Raw genomic sequence first — 20,765 nt, 5'->3', positions numbered from 1 at the left:
AAACCTGGAATCGCCCACCCGATGGATCAGTGACGCGGGTCGAAATCGCCGCTGAACAACTCGTCCTCGGCATCGGGAGCCAATGGAATCTTGTGTTCTTCGGACGCCCAGGCGCCCAGGTCGATCAGTTTGCAGCGGTCGGAGCAGAAGGGCCGGAATTTGCTCTCGGCGCTCCATTCCACGGGTGCACCACAAGTTGGGCATTCGACGGTTGTTGGTTGGCTCATGACTGGCCTCCACGCAAAGTAAGATAAAAGTGATGCAGGCGTTCGACCTCGCTGTGCAGCCAGGCAAGGTCGCGGTCATTGATCACGACGTCGTCGGCATGGCTCACGCGATCCTGGCGGCTGGCCTGGGCCTTGAGGATTGCCTGGACTTGCTGTTCGCTGGTCTGGTCACGTTGCAGGGTGCGTTCAACCTGCAATTGTTCCGGGGCATCGATCACCAGTACGCGTTGGGTCATGGCGTATTGCCCGGACTCGATCAGCAGCGGCGAAACCAGAATCGCATAAGGCGATTTTGCCAGTGCCAGGTGGTGAGCGATTTCCTCGCCGATCAGTGGATGCAGGAGGGCCTCCAGCCAGCGGCGTTCTTCAGGCACTTCGAAGATCAATTTGCGCAGCGCCGCGCGGTCCAGTTGCCCGTCGCTGTGCAACACGCCGGGGCCGAAGTGCCCGGCGATCTGTGCCAGGGCCGGGCGGCCAGGCTCAACGACCCAGCGAGCAGCATGATCGGCGTCGACCACGTGCACGCCCAGATCGATGAAGTGCTGGGCGGCCGCGCTTTTGCCGCTGCCGATGCCGCCGGTCAGGCCGAGAATCCAGGGTTTTTCCACAGGGCTATTCATTTCAAACCGACAAACTGCCAATAAGGGTCGGTTATTTGACCACCCCAGAGCAACGCAATCCAGCCGGCAATGGCCAGATAGGGACCGAAAGGGATCGGCGTCGAGGTTTTCGCATTGCGCCAGCGCAGCAATATCATCCCGATAATGGCACCCACCAGCGAGGACAGCAGGATGGTCAGTGGCAAAATCTGCCAGCCACCCCAGGCGCCCAGCATCGCCAGCAGCTTGAAATCACCGTAGCCCATGCCGTCCTTGCCCGTGATCAGCTTGAACAGCCAGAACACCGCCCACAGCACGCTGTAGCCGGCTATTGCACCCCAAAGCGCCTCGTGCAACGACACGAACAGGCCGAAACTGTTGACGATCAACCCCAGCCATATCAACGGCAGCACCAGCACGTCCGGCAATATCTGATGTTCGGCGTCAATCAGGCTCATCGCCAGCAACCCCCAACTCAGGATCAGCATCAGGCAGGCTGGCCAACCGAAGCCGAAATGCCAGGCCACAAACGCCGACAGCGCACCACAGGTCAGTTCGATCAACGGATAGCGCGGGCTGATCGCTGCTGCACAGGATGAACAGCGACCGCGCAAAAACACATAGCTGAGCAGCGGAATGTTTTCCCAGGCGCGGATCCGGTGACCGCAATGCGGGCACTGGGAATGGGGTAGCAGCAGGTTGTAGGTCGGCACCGGCGTTTCGCCGGGCAGCCCGAGAATGTCATGGGCCTGCACACGCCAATCGCGTTCGAGCATTTTCGGCAGGCGCCAGATCACCACATTGAGGAAGCTGCCGACCAGCAGGCCGGTAACTCCGGCGAGAAGGACAAAGGCCAGCGGATAGTGAATCAGGATTTCATTCAAGGGCATGTCAGATCGCTGAGCCGAGTTGGAAGATGGGCAGGTACATGGCAACTACCAGTCCACCGACGATAACACCCAGCACCACCATGATGAACGGCTCCATCAGGCTGGTGAGGTTATCGACCATGTTGTCGACGTCGTCTTCGTAGAACCCCGCGACTTTGTCGAGCATATTGTCGAGGGTGCCGGACTCTTCGCCGATGGCAGTCATCTGTATGGCCATGTTCGGAAATACGCCAGAGGTGCGCATGGCGAAATTCAACTGCATGCCGGTCGAAACGTCTTGCCGGATGCGCAATACGGCGCGCTTGAACACGCTATTGCCGGTCGCACCGGCCACTGATTCCAGGGCCTCCAGCAGTGGCACGCCGGCAGCGAAAGTAGTCGACAGTGTGCGGGCGAACCGGGCCACGGCGGACTTGTACATCAAGGTGCCCACCAGTGGCAGTTTCAGCAGCCAGCTGTCCATCCGGTCACGAAAGGCCGGGGATGTCCCGAGGGCGTGGCGCACACCGAAGGCCATTGCGATCAGCGCGCCAAGGACCGTCCACCACCAGGCCTGCATGAATTGCGACAGGCCGATGACCATCACGGTGAAGGCCGGCAGTTCAGCGCCAAAGCCTTTGAACACCGACTCGAACTGCGGTACGACATTGACCAGCAGAATCCCTGTGACAATCGCCGCAACGAACACCACCACCAGCGGGTAGGTCATGGCTTTCCTGATCCTGGCCTTGAGGCTTTCGCTTTTTTCCTTGTAGGTCGCGACCCGTTCCAAAAGGGTGTCGAGGGCACCGGCCTGTTCGCCGGCATCCACCAGGTTGCAATACAGTTCATCGAAATACCGGGGCTGCTTGCGCAGGGCGGTGGCGAAGCTGTTGCCTGCCGCGACTTCCTGTTTCAGCTCATCCACCAACCGGCGCATGGCCGGATTGTCGAAGCCTTCGCCGATGATGTCGAACGACTGTAACAAGGGCACGCCGGCCCTGATCATCGTCGCCATTTGCCGGGTGAACAGGGCAATGTCCTGAGCCTTGATGCGCTTGCCCATGTTGAAAACCGAATGGTTTTTTTTGCGAACCTTGCCCGGGTTGATGCCTTGCTTGCGCAATTTCGCCTTGAGCAGCGCCGGGTTTTGAGCGCTGAGCTCACCGGTTACCTTTGTGCCTTTGCGGTCGATGCCTTCCCATGCATACACACTTATTTTCGCTGCCTTGACCGCCATGTTCAGTCCTGGGTAATCCGGTTGAGTTGCTCTTATAGCCTAGTCAATCAACGGAGCCAAACCAGCAAGGGTGAGGTGACAAAAAACGTCAGATAGTGCTGATCCTGGTAGTAGGACAGGGCTTTGCAACCGCTACGGCCCCAGCCAACAGGGGGCTTTTGCCTTGGCACAGGCTGTGCTGCCAGGGGGCAGGTCATGAGCTTTCGTCTCATGCATGGAGCCTGTATATGAATCAAAAAGGTTTTACCCTGATCGAGTTGCTCGTCGTGGTGGCGATCATCGGGATCCTGGCAACACTGGGTCTGCCGATGTATTCCAAATACCAGGCTCGGGCCAAAGTCACGGCGGCGTTGGCCGAACTGACGGCGATGAAAGTACCGTTCGAGGATGTGATCAGTCAGGGGGACACCCCGACTATTGCCAACGTGGCGCCCGCCGGCGCGACATCGACTATCCACTGCGCCCTGGCTGTAACGGCTTCGACTCCGGAGGGCGCGGGATCAATCGTTTGTACGTTGCAGAATGCCCCGGGGACGGTCCTGGGCAAAACCGTCGTCCTGACACGGGACGAAACCAAAGGTTGGTCGTGTAAAAGCACGGTATCCCGGGATTACTTGCCGAAAGGGTGTTCCGCGACGTGAATCGGTGCCTCAAGCCCCCGCCATTGCGGTAGTACTGTTCAGTCAAGAATTCTGTAGGAGCGAGCTTGCTCGCGATGGTCGTTAACGATGCCGCGTGTTTACTGACTAAACGCAGCGCTCTTGAATCCATCGTCGGATCGCCGCCCGGAGCAAGCTCGCTCCTACAGCAGATCATTACCGCCATTGCGGGTTCGTCCTGTCGTCAAAAACTTCAGAGAAAGCGTAGGAATTCAGGATCTTAGGAACTTTCCACAAACCCGCAACTTGCATGCAGCGTTTCGGCGCCTCGTGCATTTTGCATGATTTCGAAAATCAAACTAATTTCTAAGATGTTGATTTATAAGGTTTTATTGTTTTTTTCAAAGTTGGCACAGCGTTCGCAATACCCCTGGTAACCCTGCCGACATGACACCCGGCAGACTTTTCAGAAAAACAGGAGTTACTCGTATGAAGAAGTTCGCTATCGCTGCCGCTACTGCTACCGCGTTGACTCTGACCATGGCAAATGCGGCATTCGCCCAGACCACTCAAGCCACCCAGTCTCCAATGACCCTGGCGGCGGGTGAAATGACCAAGGCTAAAGAGGCTACTTCCGATACCTGGATCACCACCAAAGTCAAAGCCGACCTGATGACCGAAAAAGGCATTCCAGGTACCGACATCAAGGTTGAAACCAACAAGGGCGTGGTATCGCTGTCGTCGACCGCTGCCGTGACCGATTCGCAAAAAGACATGGCTGTGGCCATCGCCAAGAAAATCAAAGGCGTCAAGGCGGTTTCCGCTGACGGCCTCAAAGCCGAATAAGGCAGGCTTCTCGCCTGGACCGGGAGAGGGCGCGACAGACGGGCCGAGTCATACGTCTGTTGCAGCCTGACAGTTCATGCGAGCGGCCAAACGGAGTTTGGCCACCACAGGCCCCGCGCATTTTTGCCGGGGCCTGTTTTATTTACAGCGGTGCCAATCAACTGTGGGGGGCGTGCCTGATCAATTGCCGCGTTTGCTGGTGATCTGTTTCAGCCGATTACCTTCGAAACGCAAGTATTGATACATGCCGCCATTCGGTCCGTATGTCCATTCCTCGACCTGAAATTCCTCGCGCCGGTCTGCACTGCGCTTGTAACCCAGCAAGTCGCGACTGACCGGCTCACCGCATTTCTGCAGAACCTCACTCGAACGATCACCGACACTGATCAATTGGCTGCCACAGCGCAGGGTATCGGCTGCCCCGGCCTGACTGGCGGCCAGCGCCAGAATCAGGCCTGTCAGCAGCCGTCGAATCATCACTCGGCATCCAGATGCATCGGCGTCACCACGCTGCCATCGCTTTGCGCTTCGCCCAGATTGGCGTCGATGAAATACACCCGGTCATCTTCCAGCTGGGCCTTGTCGACCAGGTAATCCTTGATGCTGCTGGCGCGTTCCTGGCCCAGTTGACGCAACAGCACGTCGCTGGAGCTCCAGAACTTGATCACCTCGGCACGCATTTTCGCGGTGCGCTCTTCCTTGCCCAGATCCTTCCATTCGGCTGGGGGCTGGGTTTTCAGGCGGGTGCGGTAGATACCTTCGAGCAACGGGCCTTTTTCCCCGTCCGGCACTTCCAGCAACGAAGCCTGGGCCGGGACCTTGTCGCCGCGGCGCTGGAGCATTTTGTAGTAGTTGTACTGATATTCACGTTCCAGGCGTTGTTCGGCGATCAATGGGCCATCGCTGCTCTGGGCGGCGGTGCCTTCGATTTCCAGGCGCAGTGCCGGGCGTTCCTTGAGCGCTTTGGACAGTTTGTCCAAGGCGCCTTCGGCGTCCTTGCTCAGGTCGCTGGAACCCGCTGCGAACGACACGCTGCCCAGATCCTCCGCGCCACCGCCGTTGATCAGCCCGCCTATGAGCTTGAACGGTGCTGCCGCCGCTTTGACGATCAGGTTGCGCAGGGTCTGCCAGATAATCGGCATGACACTGAACTGGGGGTTGTTCAGGTCGCCGGTCACCGGCAGTTCGATGGAGATCTTGCCGTCGACGTCCTTGAGCAAGGCAATGGCCAGTTTCAGCGGCAGGCTCACGGCATCCGGGCTGTCGACTTTTTCACCCAGTTGCAGTTGTTCGACCACCACTTTGTTTTCAGCTTTGAGCTGGCCCTTGGTGATCTGGTAGTGCAGGTCGAGATTGAGCCGGCCCTTGCGGATTCGGTAGCCGGCGAACTTGCCGGAGTAGGGCGTCAGCGTGGTCAGTTCCACGCGTTTGAAGCTGGTGGCGATGTCGAGGCTGGCCATCGGGTCGAACGGATTGACGGCGCCCTTGATGGTCACCGGCGCGTAACGATCGACCTTGCCCTTGACGTCGACACCGGCCGGTTTCGGCTGGCGACTGTCGATGGTGCCGATCTGCCCGTTGAGTTGCTGGATGGCGGTGGCGAAGTTCGGGGTCAGGCTGAAGTCGGCGAAGTTGGCCGAACCATCATTGATGAAAATGCCGCCGATATGGATGCCCAGCGGTTTTTCGTTGCTGGCCGGTTTGTTCGCTGCCGGTTTTGCCCCGGAGTCCGGCGGCTGTGGAATCAGCAGGTCATCGATGTTGGTGGTGCGATCATCGTTGATCATGAAGCGCGCATAGGGCTGGAACAGGTTGATCCTGTCGATCGAAAGGCTGTCCCCGTGCTGATAGTTCAGGCCTTCGAGCACGACCTGTTGCCACTTGAGGAAATCGCGGGTTTTCAGGGTGTCCAGGGTATGCAACTGATCGACCTGGGCGCGGCCGGTGACGTTGAACGCCAAAGGCTCGGTGCTTTTCAGGTTGACCGCCAGATCGCTGCCGAGCATGCCGCTGCGCAGTTCCAGGCGAATGAATGGCGTGATGTAGGACTGGGCAACCCGCAGGTCGATGTCCCTGGTCTGTACCTTCAGTTGGGCGCTGACGGGGGCCAGGTTGACCTCGCCGTCGGCGATGATCTTGCCTTGCTTGCCCACGCCGGTATCGAGCTTGAGGGTAAAGGGCGAGCCGTTGAGGCTGTCGAAGTTTTGCAGGTCGAGGTTCAGCGGGCTCAGATCCAGGGCGACGGCAGGTTGTGCCTTGCGGTCAGCCAAGTGCACCCGGTAATCGCGCAACTGCACATCCTTGAGCAGCACCTGCCAGGGTTTGCCTGGCGCGGCCGGCTCAGGTTTCGGTGAGTCTGCCGCCGCCGGAGCGCTGGCCGGTTCGGCATCTGCCTTGGCTTTGGCGGAGGGTTTTGACGGTTGGCTGGCGAAGAGTTTCTGCCAGTCGAGTTGGCCGTCGGTTTCCAGCGCGGCCCAGGTTTCCAGTTTGTTGCTGCGGATCTTGCCGACCACCACTTGCTGCCTGGCCAGGTCCACTGTGGTTTCACTGACGTCCAGGCGTTCAAGCTTCGCCAGTTGCCGGCCATCCGGGGCCTTGATCGCGAAGGGGGCAATGTTGACCGCCAGATTGCTCAGCAGCAGCTCGGTTTCCTTGGCCAGGTTGAGTTTGTAGTCGGTACTGATGCTCATGATGCCGCTTTCGAGGTCCAGTGGTACGGCATCGCGCACATAGGGCCAAAAGGCTTTCATCTTGCCATCGGTGATTTTCAGCTTACCTTCGGAGGCGATCGGGATCAGGCTGAAGTTACCGGTCCAGTCGATCTGGCCACCGTTTGGGCCGATAGCCACCAGGTTCATGGCGGCGCTGTCATCGGGCAAGGTGCTGAGGTTGTTCAGCTCGAAATCGAGCGAGTCGTAGAGAAACTCGATGGGCTCGCTGGGGCGGGCATCTTCAAAGTGCACGGCGCCGCCCGCCAGTTTGATCCGCTCGATGCGCATCGGGAACGGCTTGGCATTCGGGTCGGCAGGTGTGGGTTCGCTCGCTGGCAGTTTGAACAGCCCCAGCAGATTGAGTTTGCCGTCCTTGCTGAACAGTATTTCGGCCTTGGGCTTGTCCAGTTCGATATCGGACAGGTGCACGGCCTTGGTCCACAGGCTGTCGAATTGCAGATTGGCGTACAGGCGTTCGAAACCGACCTGCTCCTTGCCGGGCTCGCCGATATTCAAACCCCAGAGGGTCAGTTCAAGGCTGAACGGATTGAACTCGATCCGCTGGATCGTGGCGGGGGTGGTGGCGTAGTTGGCCAGTTGCTGGTTGGCAACGCGCAACGCGACCCCCGGTAAAATCAGAAAGCCCAGCAAGCTGTAGAGGGCCAGAGCAGTCAACAAGGCGCCGAGGGCGCGAATCAATCCTTTGTACATGTGCGGCTTCATCTGTCTGGATCGGAGTGCGTTGGAGTATGGCACGCGTTTCCGGTTCCGAAGTGATCGGCCTGTTCAGTAAATTTCAGATTTCTCCGACGGCGATCAGAGCTGCAGAATCAGGGTTTTCAGCGGAGGTTGCTGATCCATCGACGGGAAGTCGGCGCCTGGTTTCATCACGGTCCACTCACGTACCGGCCGCCCGGCCTTCTCTGCACAACGCAAAACCTGCTCGCGCCAGTCGTCCATGCTGACTTTCGCCAGGTTGTTGCAGCAGATCAGCACGCCGTTGTCGGCGGTGGTCAGCAGGGCTGGTTTGAGCAGGCTCTGGTAGTCGCGCAGCAGGTCTACGGTGCCGAATGCACTCTTGGCCCAGGCCGGTGGGTCCAGCAGTACCAAATCGTACTGGTGCTGTTCCAGGCGCTGATAGCCTGGCAGTTTCTGCCCGCGGCGCTGGCTGACCGGCAGGCCGGCCAGTTGGCGAATGGCCGGGAAGTAGTCGGACTGGATAAACTCCATGGTCGGCAACTGCGGATTAAGTAAACCGTTCTCCCGACCGACCGCCAGGTTGCCTTCGGCGAAGTCCAGGTTGCATACCTCGCGCGCGCCACCGGCGGCGGCACTGAGGCCGACACCACAGGTGTAGGCGAACAGGTTCAGTACGCTTTTGTCTTTACTGTGTTCCTTGACCCAGCCACGGGTGTTGCGCAAGTCGAGGAACAGCAGCGGGTCTTGTCCGGCATGGCGGCCCCGCACCCGATAGTTCAGGCCCCATTCGTGGCCAACCAGGTCTTGCAGGGCGGCTTCATCGGCGCGGTAGACGGTGTCTTCGCGATCGATGCGCGAGTTGCCACGGGAGCGGTCGTTGTAGACCAGCAGGGTGGCAAAACCCAGATGCTGATTGATCGCTTCGTGCAGTTGCAACAGCGTCTCGCGCTCCAGCGGCTGGTGGAAACTTTGCACCAACAGTTGCGGGCCGTAGCGGTCGATGGTCAGGCCACCGGCGCCTTCCTGGCTGCCATGGAACAGGCGATAGCAATCGGTACCTTGCTGGTGCAGTTCGGCGAGCAGGTCCTGGCGTTGATCGAGGGCGGCGCGCAGCGCCTGATTCAAGGAAGACATGCTGGGCGCCTTGCAGGAGGGAATTGGGCGCGGGAGTTTAACAGCTTGGAGCACAACCTGGAGCGAGCTCGCGATGGCCGACAACGATAATGCGTGCTGTTTGAATGATCGCGCTTTCCGGGTGTTTTTCGCGAGCAAGCTCGCTCCTACAGGCCCATCCTTCGTTTTGCGCGTTGAACCGATCCATTACGCACCGCCCAGCGCAGCATCGGCGCGCTGCGGTTGACGCTGGCGCGGATCAGCTTGCGTTGCAGCGGGTTCTGGCTGACGCCGAGCATGTCACTGGCCCAGTCCGGCAGCAGATCGATCCCGGCCTGCATCATCAAACTGCCGAAAGGCTTGGCCAGGCGGCTGGGGGAGGGGGCGTTCAGCAGCAGGCGCAGGACTTCACGACTGCGCTCGTCGCACAGCAGTTGTGGACGGATGCGCTTGAGGTAGTCGGCAATTTCCCGCCGTGAACGGGGCACATCCCGAGCACCCAGGCGTTCGGCGACCAAGGCGATTTCCGCGTAATAGCGATCCTGGTCGGCAGGTGAAAGATGCGGGTTGCGATAGCGCAAATGCGCGGCGAGAAAGTTGCTGACTTCTGCCACGTGCACCCATGTCAGCAATTCGGGATCGCTGGCGGCGTAAGGGCGTCCATCCGGCGCCGTGCCGGTAATCTGCAAATGGATGGTGCGGACTTTTTCGATCAGCCACTCGGCATCCTGTCGAGAACCGAAGGTGGTGCCGGAGATGAACTGCCCGGTGCGGCGCAAGCGGCCGAGCATGTCCTCACGAAAATTCGAATGGTCCCAGACCCCGGCCAATGCCAGCGGGTGCAGGGCCTGCAGCATCAGGGCGGCGATGCCACCAATGAGCATGCTGCTGAAATCGCCATGGACTTGCCAGCTCACCGAGTCTGGCCCGAACAGCCCGGGGTCGCCCTTGGGGTTTTCCAGGTCGAGTTTGCCCAGGGACAAACCGCTCAGGCTCATGATCTGGGTTTCGATGCGGGTGCGGATGAATTCCATGGTTACTCTGTAAATCTGTAGGAGCGAGCAAGCTCGCGATGGACGCTAACGATAACGCATGCTTCCTGAATATACGCGGCGCGTCTGAGTTCATCGCGAGCGAGCTCGCTCCTACAGGGCACAGTCCGTTATTGATTCAGACGTTTGTCGATCAGGCCCTGCACCACGCTTGGATCGGCCAGGGTCGATGTGTCGCCCAGACTATCGAGCTCATTGCAGGCAATCTTTCGCAGAATGCGTCGCATGATCTTGCCTGAGCGGGTTTTCGGCAAGGCCGGTGCCCACTGGATCAAATCCGGTTTGGCGAAACTGCCGATTTCCTGGCTGACCAGGGCCAGCAATTGCTTCTTCAGTTCATCGCTGGTTTCGACGCCGTTCATGGGCGTGACGAAGACATAGATACCCTGGCCCTTGATGTCGTGGGGGTAACCGACTGCGGCGGCTTCGGCGATGCTCTCGTGCAGCACCAAGGCGCTTTCCACTTCGGCGGTGCCGATACGGTGGCCGGACACGTTGATCACATCATCGATGCGCCCGGTGATCCAGTAATCGCCATCTTCATCGCGCCGCGCGCCATCGCCGGTGAAGTAGTAACCGGGATACGGCTTGAAGTAGGTGTCAATCATGCGTTGCGGGTCGCGATAGACGCTGCGGATCTGCGCCGGCCAGCTGGACTTAATGGCGAGTACGCCACTGCCGGCGCCTTTGATTTCCTTGCCTTGCTCGTCGAGCAGCACCGGTTGCACACCGAACATCGGATGCGTGGCGCAGCCGGGTTTGATCCGCTGTGCGCTGACCAAAGGGCTGAGCATGATGCCGCCGGTTTCGGTCTGCCACCAGGTATCGACGATTGGGCAGCGCTCTTCGCCGACCTCATGGAAGTACCATTCCCACGCTTCCGGGTTGATCGGCTCACCGACGGTACCGAGCAGTCTGATGCTTTGGCGCGACGTTTCCTTCAACGGCTCGGGACCTTCGCGCATCAGGGCGCGCAGGGCGGTGGGGGCGGTGTAGAAGATGTTCACCTTGTGCTTGTCGATCACTTGCCAGAAACGCGACGTGCTCGGGTAGCTCGGCACGCCTTCGAAGATCAGCGTGGTCGCACCATTGGCCAGCGGGCCGTAGACGATGTAGCTGTGGCCGGTGACCCAGCCGACATCGGCGGTGCACCAGAACACTTCGCCGTCGCGGTAATCCAGCACGTATTTGAAGGTCATCGCCGCTTGTAGCAGGTAGCCGCCGGTGGTGTGCAACACGCCTTTGGGTTTGCCGGTGCTGCCCGAGGTATAGAGGATGAAGAGCGGGTCTTCGGCGTCCATTGGTTCGGGTGGGCAATCGTCGCTGACGTCGCGCAGCGCCTGGTGATACCAGAGGTCACGGCCATCAACCCAATTCACCTGGTTCTGGGTGCGCTCGACCACGATCACGCTGCTGACATCGGGGCAGCTTTGCAGGGCCTTGTCGACGTTGTGCTTGAGCGGCACGAATTTACCGCCGCGCACGCCTTCGTCGGCGGTGATCACGGTGCGGCAGTCGGCGTCGAGGATCCGGTCGCGCAGGGAGTCCGGGGAAAAACCGCCGAAGACCACCGAATGCACGGCACCGATGCGCGTACAGGCGAGCATGGCGTAGGCCGCTTCAGGGATCATCGGCATGTAGATGCACACCCGATCACCTTTCTTCACGCCACGGCTTTTGAGCACATTGGCCAGGCGGCAGACGTGGTGATGCAGTTTTTTGTAGGTGATTTGGATGGATTCGGCGGGGTCATCGCCTTCCCAGATGAAGGCGACCTGATCGCCGCGTTTCTCCAGGTGCCGGTCAATGCAGTTGTAGCTGACGTTCAATTGCGCGCCGGCAAACCAGCTGGCCTCACCGGTTTTCAGGTTGTATCGCTGTACGGTGTCCCACGGTTTGCTCCAGTCGAGGAAACGCGTGGCCTGTTCGGCCCAGAAGGTACTTGGGTGTTCGACGGATTCGCGGTACAGGCGGTGGTAGTCGTCTTGACTCAATTGTGCGGCCCGGCGGACGGCATCGGCTTTGGGGAACGTGCTGATATCGAACATGACGGTTCCTTATGCTTGTTTTGCGACAAGGATAAAGATGCGCCGAGTGACCAATGGGTTCAAGTCGTACACAAAACAACTGTGGGAGCGAGCCTGCTCGCGAAAGCGATCTCACATTCACCATCATCGTTGAATGTCAGACCGTCTTCGCGAGCAGGCTCGCTCCCACAGGGGGTAGCAGGTTTGTTCAGTTTATCCGCGGTGACGACCACGGAAGTAGTTGATCAACCCTTGGGTCGAGGCGTCCTCGGCCGGGGTTTCCTCACTGCCGACCAGGCGGTTGTAGACACCTTTGCCCAGCTCCTTGCCCAGTTCCACACCCCACTGGTCGAAGGCGTTGATGCCCCAGATCACGCTTTGCACGAAGACCTTGTGTTCGTACATCGCCACTAGCGCGCCGAGGCGACGCGGGCTGATGCGCTCGACCACCAGGGTGTTGCTCGGGCGGTTGCCCGGGATCACCTTGTGCGGTGCAAGCTTTTGCACGTCCGCTTCGCTCATGCCTTTGTCACGCAACTCGGCTTCGGCTTCCGGCAGGGTCTTGCCGAGCATCAGCGCCTGGCTCTGGGACAGGCAGTTGGCGTACAGCCACTGGTGGTGGTCGGACACCGGGTTGAAGCTGACGATCGGCACGATGAAGTCGGCCGGGATCAGTTGGGTGCCCTGGTGCAGCAACTGGTGGTAGGCGTGCTGGCCGTTGCAGCCGACGCCGCCCCAGATCACCGGTCCGGTGTCGGTGGACACGGGCTTGCCGTCCTGGCGCACGCTCTTGCCGTTGGATTCCATGTCCAGCTGTTGCAGGTGCTTGGTGATGTTACGCAGGTAGTGATCGTACGGCAGGATCGCATGGCTTTGCGCACCCCAGAAGTTGCCGTACCACACGCCGAGCAAGGCCAGCAGCACCGGCATGTTCTGTTCGAACGGTGCGCTCTGGAAGTGCTGGTCCATGGTGTAGGCACCGGACAGCAACTCCTTGAAGTTGGACATGCCGATGGCCAGGGCAATCGGCAAACCGATGGCCGACCACAGCGAGTAGCGCCCGCCGACCCAGTCCCACATCGGGAAGATGTTCTCTTCGCGGATGCCGAACGCCACCGCGGCGGCGTTGTTGCTCGATACCGCGATGAAGTGGCGATACAGCTCGGCTTCCGAACCACCCTGGGCCAGATACCAGGCACGGGCGGCCTGGGCGTTCTTCAGGGTTTCGAGGGTGTTGAAGGATTTCGACGAGACGATGAACAGCGTGGTTTCGGCACGCAGTTTCATGGTCAGTTCGTGGAACTCGCTGCCGTCGATATTTGCCAGGTAATGGCAGCGCACGCCTTTCTGGGCGTAGGACAGCAAGGCTTCGGACACCAGCTCCGGGCCGAGGAAGGAGCCGCCGATGCCGATGTTGACCACGTCAGTTATCGGCTTCTCGGTGTAACCGCGCCACAGACCGTCGTGGATGCGGCCGACGAGGTCGGTGATCTGGTTCAGCACCTTGTGCACTTCCGGCATCACGTTGACGCCATTGACCGACAGCTTGTCGCCAACCGGGCGGCGCAGGGCGGTGTGCAGGGCTGGACGGCCTTCGGACGCGTTGACGATTTCGCCGTCGAACAGCGACTTGATCGCCCCCTTGAGGTCGACTTCGTTGGCCAGGCCCACCAGCAAGTTGCGGGTCTCGGCGTTGATCAGGTTTTTCGAGTAGTCGAGAAACAGGCCGCAGCTGCTGAGGGTGAATTGGGTAAAGCGCTGCGGATCGGCATTGAAGGCTTCGCGCATGCTGAAATCCTGCATGGCTTGGCGGTGGTCATTCAACGCTTGCCAGGCGGGCAGAGCGGTAACGTCGTGAGGAGTGCGGTAGTACGCCATCGCTGCGGGTTTCCTTATTACTTGAACGGCCTTTTGAACACTAAAAATCCCGGAGCACTGTGGGTGGGCGTTCCGGTCAACTGCGTCGACACGATTTCATGGCGCAGGGCGAATACAGTAAACCCCGCGCAATGATCTGTCTTGACTTTGTCTGACCTGTTTCCGGTACTTTTTTAACATCGAGTCAGGAAAAGTCCGACAAACGGAAGAGACAGGGCTCGGATCAGGCGACCTGGACCGGAATGGCGTTGCTGGTGTGGCTCAGTTCATTGCCCGGCGCCATGTAGAGCATGCGTGGCTTGAAGTTGAGCAGTTCGGCTTCGCTGTAGTGGGCATACGCGCAGATGATCACGCGGTCGCCGACCTTGGCCTTGTGCGCCGCGGCGCCATTGACCGAGATCATGCGCGAACCTTCCTCGCCACGGATGGCGTAGGTGGTGAAGCGCTCGCCGTTGTCGACGTTGTAGATCTGGATCTGTTCGTACTCGCGGATGCCGGACAGGTCCAGCCATTCACCGTCGATGGCGCAGGAGCCTTCGTAATCGAGTACAGCGTGGGTGACTTCGGCGCGATGCAGCTTGGCTTTGAGCATGATGGCGTGCATGAGTGTTTCCCAGGTCGGAATCGAACGGCGGGCAGTTTGCCCGATGGGTTTGTGGGCGGCAATACAGTCTGTTCGGGCGCAGAAGCCCCTGTAGGAGCGAGCTTGCTCGCGATGGACGTTAACGATTACGCGTATTTCCTGAATGTACGCGGCGCGTCGGAGTTCATCGCGAGCAGGCTCGCTCCTACAGGGGAATTTCGGTGTTTAGATTGGCGCGTCGAGGTTCAGGTGCAGGTTGTCGATCAACCGGGTGGTACCCAGGAACGCCGCCACCAGAATCACCAGATCCCGATCTTCCGGCCTCGCCGGACGCAAGGTCAGGGCGTGGCGAATCTCCAGGTAATCCGGGCGCAGGCCGGCAGCTTCGAGCTGTTGCAGTTTCACGCGGATCAACACCGGGAAGTCGCGCTCACCTTGCCTGATCGATTCGGCGATCTCGCTCAACGTGCGGTACACCACCGGCGCCACAGCCCGCTGCTCTTCGTTGAGGAAACCGTTGCGCGACGACAGCGCCAGGCCATCGGCCGCCCTTACGGTCGGTTCACCGATGATCTGGATCGGCATGTTCAGGTCATGTACCAGTGCGCGAATCACTGCCAGTTGCTGGAAGTCTTTCTCGCCGAAAATCGCCAGGTCCGGCTGAACCATGTTGAACAGCTTGCTGACCACCGTTGCTACACCTTCGAAATGCCCAGGCCGGCTGGCACCGCACAGTCCTTCGGACAATTGCGGGACACTGACGCGGGTCTGGCCGGTCATGCCGCCGGGATACATTTCTTCAACAGTGGGGGCAAACAGCAGGTGGCAACCGGCCTGGAGCAGTTTTTCCTGGTCGGCGGCGAGAGTGCGCGGGTACTTGTCGAGGTCTTCGCCAGCACCGAATTGCAGCGGATTGACGAAAACGCTCGCCACCACGAAGTCCGCCCGTTGAGAGGCTTTGGTTACCAGCGCAACGTGGCCGCTGTGCAGGTTGCCCATGGTTGGCACAAAGGCGATGCGCTTGCCTTCGCTACGGGCACGGGCCACGGCGGCCCGCAGTTCGCGTACGGTTTTTACGGTGTTCATGCAGAAAACCCGTGTTCGATCCCAGGGAAAGTCGCCGCTTTGACTTCAGTCACGTAGGCATTCAGTGCAGCTTCAATGCTGGTCTGGCCAGTCATGAAATTTTTCACGAATTTTGGCACACGGCCGGAAATGGACAGCCCCAGCATGTCGTGCAGAACCAGAACCTGGCCATCGGTGCGATTGCCGGCGCCAATACCTATCACCGGGATCCTCACCGCCTGGGTGATTTCTTCTGCCAGTTCGCTCGGGACGCACTCGAGCAGCAGCATTGCCGCGCCGGCCTGTTCCAGGGAGATCGCGTCGGCACGCATCTGCCGCGCCTGGTTTTCATTGCGCCCCTGGACCTTGTAGCCGCCAAGGATGTTCACCGATTGCGGCGTCAGGCCCATGTGCGCGCATACAGGGATGCCGCGCTCGGCCAGCAGGCGGATCGAGTCGGCCAGCCACAACGCTCCCTCAACCTTGACCATGTGCGCGCCGGCCTGCATCAACAGGGCACTGTTGATCATGGCTTGCTCGGTGGTGGCGTAGGCCATGAAAGGCAGGTCGGCGAGGATCAGTGCATCGCTGTTACCACGTTTGACGGCAGCCACGTGGTAAGCCATTTCTGCGGTGGTGACAGGCAAGGTGCTGTCGTGGCCCTGCAAAACCATGCCGAGGGAGTCGCCCACCAGCAGCACTTCGACACCGGCCTGATTGCAGGCATGGGCGAAGGTCGCGTCGTAGCAGGTCAGCATGGTGATCTTTTCACCTTTTTGCTTCAGACCTTGCAGGGTGGTCAGGGTGATGGCTGGCATGAAAAGTTCCTCATTCAGGCGCTGTGGAAACTACTGCGAGTAACGCGCGTGATTCTTCGTTAAATACAGGCGCACGCTCTTCTTGTCGTGCTTTTAAGGCCTGGATTGCGCCCTTGAACGCCGTGTTGGCGGCAGCGGGACGCCTATAGTCGTGAGGAGAACGAGGGAAGTCAATTGCGTGTGTTACCGCATTGTTACGGGTGGGGTGTTACCGGGGTAACTGATGCGATTCAGCAGTAGATCCAATGCCTGACCCAAACCCAATGTGGGAGCGGGTCAGATCGGGGGAAGGCGTTCCAGGCCGACGAACGGGCATGCCATGAGCAGTTGGGCCAAAGTCCGGCCATCAGCCAGTCGCAGATCCGCAGGTGCCAACTCCGCCAGCGGATAAAGCACGAAGGCCCGTTCCTGCATGTGGTAATGGGGGACCTTGAGGCGCGATTCGTCGATCAGGCGATCACCGAACAGCAGAATGTCGAGGTCAAGCGTGCGGGGCCCCCAGCGCTCGAGGCGCTCGCGACCCTGGCCGTTTTCGATGGCTTGCAAGGCATCCAGCAGTTCCAGCGGCGCAAGTGTGCTTTCAAGAGCGGCCACCGCATTGGTGTAGCGCGGTTGTCCGGGAAGCAGCGAGTCGCTTTGATAAAACGCGGAAACCCCGACCAGCTCCGATTGCGGCAACTGCGCCAGTGCCTCGACGGCACTGCGCAGTTGTTCGGCAGGGTCAGCCAGATTGCTGCCCATGCCGACGTAGATGCGTTCCATGGATTACTCGCCCGTGGTGCTCGAAGCACCGGCGGTGCGTTTGCGTTTGGAACCACCACTGCGGCGGCGCTTGCGCGGGGCGCCGGTGCCTTCTTCCTTGCCGCTGAGGTCGCGAATCATGTCGCGGCGCTCACTGTCGTTGGCGTCCTGGTAGTCCGTCCACCATTCGCCCAGGCCGTCGGTCTGCTCGCCAGCGCTTTCGCGTAGCAGCAGGAAGTCGTAGCCGGCGCGGAAGCGCGGATTGTCCAGCAACAGGTCGGCACGCTTGCCGCTGCGACGCGGCAGGCGTTCCTGCATGTCCCAGATCTCGCGGATCGGCATGGTGAAGCGTTTCGGAATCGCGATCCGCTGGCACTGTTCGGCAATCAGTTCGTGCGCTGCTTCCTGCATGGCCGGAATCGGTGGCATGCCACGCTCCTGCAGGCGCAGGACCCGCGCCGGCAGGGCAGGCCAGAGCAGGGCTGCAAACAGGAACGCGGGGGTAACCGGTTTGTTCTGCTTGATCCGCAGGTCGGTGTTGATCAGGGCTTCGCTGATCAGCGTGTGGGTGTACGTCGGGTTGTATTCCAGTGCTTCGGCGCTGGCCGGGAACAGTGGATCGAACAATTGCAGGTCGACCAGCATTTCAAACGTATCGGCGGCATGGCCGGAGAGGAACAGCTTGAGCACCTCTTCGAACAGGCGGGCCGACGGGATCTCGCGCAGCATCGGTGCCAGGCCACGGATCGGCAGGGCGCTGTGTTTTTCGATGCCGAAGTTCAGCTTGGCGGCGAAACGCACGGCTCGCAGCATGCGTACCGGGTCTTCCTGGTAGCGTTGCGTCGGATCGCCGATCAGGCGGATCAGGTGATTGCGGATGTCGTGTACGCCATTGGCGTAGTCGAGGATGCGTTCGCTGACCGGATCGTAATACAGGGCATTGATGGTGAAGTCGCGACGTTGCGCGTCTTCTTCCAGGGTGCCATAGACGTTGTCGCGCAAGATGCGCCCGCTTTCGTTGCGCGAAGACTGGTTGCTGTCTTCCTCGTCTTCGTTTTGCGGGTGATTGGCGCGGAAGGTCGCGACTTCGATGATTTCGCGGCCGAAGTGGATGTGCACCAGTTTGAATCGGCGCCCGATGATTCGCGCGTTACGGAATTCAGCCCGCACTTGCTCGGGGGTGGCGCTGGTGGCAACGTCGAAATCTTTCGGTGTGATACCCAGCAGCATGTCGCGCACGCAACCGCCAACCAGGTAAGCCTGATAACCGGCGCTCTGCAGGCGTTCAACGATATTCACCGCGTAGCGGCTGAATTGCGTCTTTTGCAGCGAATGTTGGCCGCTGTTGAGCACTTCAGGCGTGCTGCGAATGTGTTGCGTAGGACGCTTGGGAGAACGGAATGACTGGAACAGCTTCTTCAGCATGGGATGCACTGTTTGAAGGAATATTCGGCCATAACAGAAGAATGACCGCATGATGGGCGGGGATTCTAGCATTTAGTCGGGGGATGGTGTAGGAGACTGCAGATATGAGCTGTAGGAGCGAGCTTGCTCCGGGTGGCGTTCCGACGATGGACGTGAACGATGACGCGCAGAACCAGATACCCAGTGTTGCCTGTGGGTTTTTCGCGAGCAAGCTCGCTCCTACAGGGACAGGAAGCGGGTAGGGGTGAATCGCAGAAACCACAAGGGGAGCCGAAGCTCCCCAAGAAGTAGTTGCATGCTCTATTTTTATTTTTGGTTTTGGGCTTCTTGTTTTTGTTGAGCGCCCTCGCCATGAAGTTTTCCTTCATGACCCTCCCAATCGGGAGCCAAGAGCAAACGGATTGCTTTGGTCGCTGAATTGCAGTGATCTTTCGATCCAACCAGTACAGGCTCTGTCTTAGGACAGTTTTTGTTGTTCTCGGCCTGGTCGTGGGGCAAGCCCCAAATACAACGCCTCTCCAAAAGAATCAGTTAGCTGCGCCTCTCGCCGTCTTGTTTTTATTGTGCGTGAGTCGATTCGTCTTATTTTTATTGTCTTGTGCATTGCTTGTTATTGTTCTTGTACCAAACATATAGCAGGGTGCGTGCCAACTTTTACGAAGCCCAATAAAACAAGGGGTTAGGCCGACTGGCAGGCATTTCGAGGGCCAAAAAAAGCCGGAGCTTCGTTACCGTAAGCCCCGGCTTCTGTTACGTGAAAAAACTGAGGTAACAGTTTTTTCCACAAAGTCACGTGTTACCCGCACATCAGACAGGCGTGGTTCAGCTCTCGCTGGCCACCCCGGTCTTGCGCCGTGGAATGCCCAGGCGTTGACGGCGCTCCCACAGGCATTTGCGACTGACCCCGAGCTTGCGAGCCAGCTCGGTTTCGGTCATGTGGTCCTGATGCTCGAGCACGAAATGCTGGAAGTAGTCTTCCAGGGAGAGGTCTTCGGTCGGCTCGTGGTTGTTGTTACTGGCATTGCCGTTGCCCTGTTGTGGGGGCAGGCCAATGAACTCGTCGTCTTCCAGGTCACCCAATTCGATGTCGATGCCCAGCAGTTCGGCAGAAATCTCCGGGCTTTCGCACAGGATAACGGCGCGCTCGACGGCGTTCTCCAGTTCACGAACGTTGCCCGGCCAGGAGTAGTGACGAATGGCTTGCTCGGCATCCGCGGCGAACTTCAGGTCGGTGCGGTTGATTCGCGCGCTTTGCCGTGCGAGGAAGGCGTTGGCGATTTCGTTGACGTCGGCACCGCGTTCGCGCAGGGCTGGCAGCTTCAGCGCGATGACGTGGAGGCGATAATACAAGTCTTCGCGGAACTGGCCGATCTTCGCCAGGCTCTTGAGGTCACGGTGAGTCGCTGCGATCAGGCGCACATCGACTTTTTGCGACTGCACCGAGCCGACTCGACGAATTTCGCCTTCCTGCAATACGCGCAGCAGGCGAGCCTGGGCTTCCAGTGGCAGTTCGCCGATTTCATCGAGGAACAAGGTGCCGCCGTCCGCCGCTTCCACCAGACCGGCACGCCCGGCGCTGGCGCCGGTGAATGCGCCTTTCTCGTGGCCGAACAGTTCGGATTCGATCAGGCTTTCCGGAATGGCCGCGCAGTTCACCGAAATCATCGGTGCCTTGGCGCGTTTGGACAGGTTGTGCAGGGCGCGCGCCACCAACTCTTTACCGGTACCCGATTCGCCCTGGATCAGAACGTTGGAGTCGGTCGGTGCGACTTTGCGGATCTTGCCGTACAGGTCCTGCATCGGCGGGCACGAGCCGATAATGCCGATTTCACCGTTGCTGTTGTCGGTAGCGGATTTCACCGCACCATTGGCGGCCTTGCCGGCAACCGCTTCGCCACCGGCTTGTGCCGTTTGTCGGTCACGCAGGATTCGTGCGGCGGCTTGCAGCATTTCGTCGTGGTCGAATGGCTTGGCAATGTAATCCACCGCGCCCATCTTCATCGAGTCGACCGCCGAGCGCAGGCTGGCATAGCTGGTCATGATCAGCACCGGCGTGCCTTGGGCGAGCTTGATCAACTCCGTGCCAGGTGCGCCCGGCAGGCGCAGGTCGCTGACGATCAGATCGAACGAGGGAATGGTGAAGCGTTCTTGTGCTTCCTGCACTGAACCGGCTTCGCTGACCTGGTACTGGTTACGTTCCAGCAGGCGGCGCAAGGCGGAGCGGATAATGGTTTCGTCTTCGACGATCAAAATGTGCGGCATTGATTCGATAC

The 20,765-nt window shown here is 59.6% G+C and carries 18 protein-coding genes; 2 read left to right on the top strand and 16 right to left on the bottom strand.

What is annotated here, in order from left to right:
- Positions 1 to 26: 26 nt before the first annotated feature.
- From yacG to ACEN8E_RS25370, 4 genes are read right to left on the bottom strand one after another with little or no spacing between them, the layout of a single operon-like run.
- On the bottom strand, positions 27 to 227 hold the full coding sequence (yacG, locus tag ACEN8E_RS25385; RefSeq protein ID WP_495590317.1) for a DNA gyrase inhibitor YacG: 201 nt from the start codon (positions 225 to 227) through the stop codon (positions 27 to 29).
- Entirely contained in the window at positions 224 to 847 is a 624-nt protein-coding gene (gene coaE, locus ACEN8E_RS25380; RefSeq protein WP_495590316.1) for a dephospho-CoA kinase, read from the bottom strand. Before coaE ends, yacG begins: the two co-directional genes overlap by 4 nt.
- Positions 844 to 1,716 carry a prepilin peptidase gene (locus ACEN8E_RS25375; RefSeq protein WP_495590315.1) on the bottom strand — a complete coding sequence of 291 codons (873 nt, stop codon included), beginning with the start codon at positions 1,714 to 1,716 and terminating at the stop codon, positions 844 to 846. The genes coaE and ACEN8E_RS25375 overlap by 4 nt, the downstream gene beginning before the upstream one ends.
- Before the next feature lies 1 nt (position 1,717).
- Entirely contained in the window at positions 1,718 to 2,935 is a 1,218-nt protein-coding gene (locus tag ACEN8E_RS25370; protein ID WP_495590314.1) for a type II secretion system F family protein, read from the bottom strand.
- 227 nt (positions 2,936 to 3,162) lie between these two features.
- On the opposite strand from ACEN8E_RS25370, the gene ACEN8E_RS25365 reads away from it, so the two are divergent.
- Both ACEN8E_RS25365 and ACEN8E_RS25360 read left to right on the top strand, forming a co-directional pair.
- Positions 3,163 to 3,576, top strand: coding sequence for a pilin (locus ACEN8E_RS25365; protein WP_495590313.1), 414 nt, complete (start codon positions 3,163 to 3,165; stop codon positions 3,574 to 3,576).
- A gap of 447 nt (positions 3,577 to 4,023) precedes the next feature.
- Complete coding sequence (locus tag ACEN8E_RS25360) at positions 4,024 to 4,380, top strand: BON domain-containing protein (protein WP_008022426.1); 357 nt, start codon at positions 4,024 to 4,026, stop codon at positions 4,378 to 4,380.
- Between the two features lie 180 nt (positions 4,381 to 4,560).
- On the opposite strand, the gene ACEN8E_RS25355 is transcribed toward ACEN8E_RS25360, so the two are convergent.
- The 12 genes from ACEN8E_RS25355 to ACEN8E_RS25300 all read right to left on the bottom strand — a co-directional run bounded on the left by ACEN8E_RS25355 (position 4,561) and on the right by ACEN8E_RS25300 (position 20,754).
- The gene (locus ACEN8E_RS25355; protein WP_495590312.1) at positions 4,561 to 4,857 is read right to left on the bottom strand and encodes a DUF2845 domain-containing protein; all 297 of its coding nucleotides are present in this window, start codon (positions 4,855 to 4,857) and stop codon (positions 4,561 to 4,563) included.
- A complete protein-coding gene (locus ACEN8E_RS25350; RefSeq protein WP_495590311.1) occupies positions 4,857 to 7,814 on the bottom strand; it encodes a DUF748 domain-containing protein in 2,958 nt (985 codons plus the stop codon). Before ACEN8E_RS25350 ends, ACEN8E_RS25355 begins: the two co-directional genes overlap by 1 nt.
- A 93-nt stretch (positions 7,815 to 7,907) precedes the next feature.
- Positions 7,908 to 8,924, bottom strand: a complete 1,017-nt coding sequence (locus tag ACEN8E_RS25345; protein WP_495590310.1) for a class I SAM-dependent rRNA methyltransferase — start codon at positions 8,922 to 8,924, stop codon at positions 7,908 to 7,910.
- Between the two features lie 146 nt (positions 8,925 to 9,070).
- Positions 9,071 to 9,937 (bottom strand): oxygenase MpaB family protein, encoded by an 867-nt coding sequence (locus ACEN8E_RS25340; RefSeq protein WP_495590309.1) that lies wholly within the window; start codon positions 9,935 to 9,937, stop codon positions 9,071 to 9,073.
- A 128-nt stretch (positions 9,938 to 10,065) separates the two neighbouring features.
- A complete protein-coding gene (gene acs, locus ACEN8E_RS25335) occupies positions 10,066 to 12,003 on the bottom strand; it encodes an acetate--CoA ligase (protein ID WP_495590308.1) in 1,938 nt (645 codons plus the stop codon).
- 192 nt (positions 12,004 to 12,195) lie between these two features.
- The gene (pgi, locus tag ACEN8E_RS25330; protein WP_495590307.1) at positions 12,196 to 13,860 is read right to left on the bottom strand and encodes a glucose-6-phosphate isomerase; all 1,665 of its coding nucleotides are present in this window, start codon (positions 13,858 to 13,860) and stop codon (positions 12,196 to 12,198) included.
- Positions 13,861 to 14,083: 223 nt separating this feature from the next.
- Positions 14,084 to 14,464 carry an aspartate 1-decarboxylase gene (gene panD, locus ACEN8E_RS25325; RefSeq protein WP_003228271.1) on the bottom strand — a complete coding sequence of 127 codons (381 nt, stop codon included), beginning with the start codon at positions 14,462 to 14,464 and terminating at the stop codon, positions 14,084 to 14,086.
- Between the two features lie 204 nt (positions 14,465 to 14,668).
- Positions 14,669 to 15,529 carry a pantoate--beta-alanine ligase gene (panC, locus tag ACEN8E_RS25320; RefSeq protein WP_495590306.1) on the bottom strand — a complete coding sequence of 287 codons (861 nt, stop codon included), beginning with the start codon at positions 15,527 to 15,529 and terminating at the stop codon, positions 14,669 to 14,671.
- The gene (gene panB, locus ACEN8E_RS25315; RefSeq protein WP_495590305.1) at positions 15,526 to 16,326 is read right to left on the bottom strand and encodes a 3-methyl-2-oxobutanoate hydroxymethyltransferase; all 801 of its coding nucleotides are present in this window, start codon (positions 16,324 to 16,326) and stop codon (positions 15,526 to 15,528) included. The genes panC and panB overlap by 4 nt, the downstream gene beginning before the upstream one ends.
- 276 nt (positions 16,327 to 16,602) lie before the next feature.
- On the bottom strand, positions 16,603 to 17,088 hold the full coding sequence (gene folK, locus ACEN8E_RS25310; RefSeq protein WP_495590304.1) for a 2-amino-4-hydroxy-6-hydroxymethyldihydropteridine diphosphokinase: 486 nt from the start codon (positions 17,086 to 17,088) through the stop codon (positions 16,603 to 16,605).
- Between the two features lie 3 nt (positions 17,089 to 17,091).
- Complete coding sequence (locus ACEN8E_RS25305; protein ID WP_495590303.1) at positions 17,092 to 18,492, bottom strand: polynucleotide adenylyltransferase PcnB; 1,401 nt, start codon at positions 18,490 to 18,492, stop codon at positions 17,092 to 17,094.
- Between the two features lie 822 nt (positions 18,493 to 19,314).
- A complete protein-coding gene (locus tag ACEN8E_RS25300) occupies positions 19,315 to 20,754 on the bottom strand; it encodes a sigma-54-dependent transcriptional regulator (protein ID WP_057400438.1) in 1,440 nt (479 codons plus the stop codon).
- Positions 20,755 to 20,765 lie beyond the last annotated feature (11 nt).

The sequence above is a fragment of the Pseudomonas sp. Pseusp9 genome (assembly GCF_059491265.1).
Note: the sequence above shows the minus strand (reverse complement) of the source record. Positions and strands in the feature narration are given on the sequence as shown.

What these genes read in the sequence shown, in the direction of transcription:
- yacG (WP_495590317.1), bottom strand. Translation starts at nt 227, where the DNA reads ATGAGCCAACCAACAACCGTCGAATGCCCAACTTGTGGTGCACCCGTG.
- coaE (WP_495590316.1), bottom strand. Translation starts at nt 847, where the DNA reads ATGAATAGCCCTGTGGAAAAACCCTGGATTCTCGGCCTGACCGGCGGC.
- ACEN8E_RS25375 (WP_495590315.1), bottom strand. Translation starts at nt 1,716, where the DNA reads ATGCCCTTGAATGAAATCCTGATTCACTATCCGCTGGCCTTTGTCCTT.
- ACEN8E_RS25370 (WP_495590314.1), bottom strand. Translation starts at nt 2,935, where the DNA reads ATGGCGGTCAAGGCAGCGAAAATAAGTGTGTATGCATGGGAAGGCATC.
- ACEN8E_RS25365 (WP_495590313.1), top strand. Translation starts at nt 3,163, where the DNA reads ATGAATCAAAAAGGTTTTACCCTGATCGAGTTGCTCGTCGTGGTGGCG.
- ACEN8E_RS25360 (WP_008022426.1), top strand. Translation starts at nt 4,024, where the DNA reads ATGAAGAAGTTCGCTATCGCTGCCGCTACTGCTACCGCGTTGACTCTG.
- ACEN8E_RS25355 (WP_495590312.1), bottom strand. Translation starts at nt 4,857, where the DNA reads ATGATTCGACGGCTGCTGACAGGCCTGATTCTGGCGCTGGCCGCCAGT.
- ACEN8E_RS25350 (WP_495590311.1), bottom strand. Translation starts at nt 7,814, where the DNA reads ATGAAGCCGCACATGTACAAAGGATTGATTCGCGCCCTCGGCGCCTTG.
- ACEN8E_RS25345 (WP_495590310.1), bottom strand. Translation starts at nt 8,924, where the DNA reads ATGTCTTCCTTGAATCAGGCGCTGCGCGCCGCCCTCGATCAACGCCAG.
- ACEN8E_RS25340 (WP_495590309.1), bottom strand. Translation starts at nt 9,937, where the DNA reads ATGGAATTCATCCGCACCCGCATCGAAACCCAGATCATGAGCCTGAGC.
- acs (WP_495590308.1), bottom strand. Translation starts at nt 12,003, where the DNA reads ATGTTCGATATCAGCACGTTCCCCAAAGCCGATGCCGTCCGCCGGGCC.
- pgi (WP_495590307.1), bottom strand. Translation starts at nt 13,860, where the DNA reads ATGGCGTACTACCGCACTCCTCACGACGTTACCGCTCTGCCCGCCTGG.
- panD (WP_003228271.1), bottom strand. Translation starts at nt 14,464, where the DNA reads ATGCACGCCATCATGCTCAAAGCCAAGCTGCATCGCGCCGAAGTCACC.
- panC (WP_495590306.1), bottom strand. Translation starts at nt 15,529, where the DNA reads ATGAACACCGTAAAAACCGTACGCGAACTGCGGGCCGCCGTGGCCCGT.
- panB (WP_495590305.1), bottom strand. Translation starts at nt 16,326, where the DNA reads ATGCCAGCCATCACCCTGACCACCCTGCAAGGTCTGAAGCAAAAAGGT.
- folK (WP_495590304.1), bottom strand. Translation starts at nt 17,088, where the DNA reads ATGGAACGCATCTACGTCGGCATGGGCAGCAATCTGGCTGACCCTGCC.
- ACEN8E_RS25305 (WP_495590303.1), bottom strand. Translation starts at nt 18,492, where the DNA reads ATGCTGAAGAAGCTGTTCCAGTCATTCCGTTCTCCCAAGCGTCCTACG.
- ACEN8E_RS25300 (WP_057400438.1), bottom strand. Translation starts at nt 20,754, where the DNA reads ATGCCGCACATTTTGATCGTCGAAGACGAAACCATTATCCGCTCCGCC.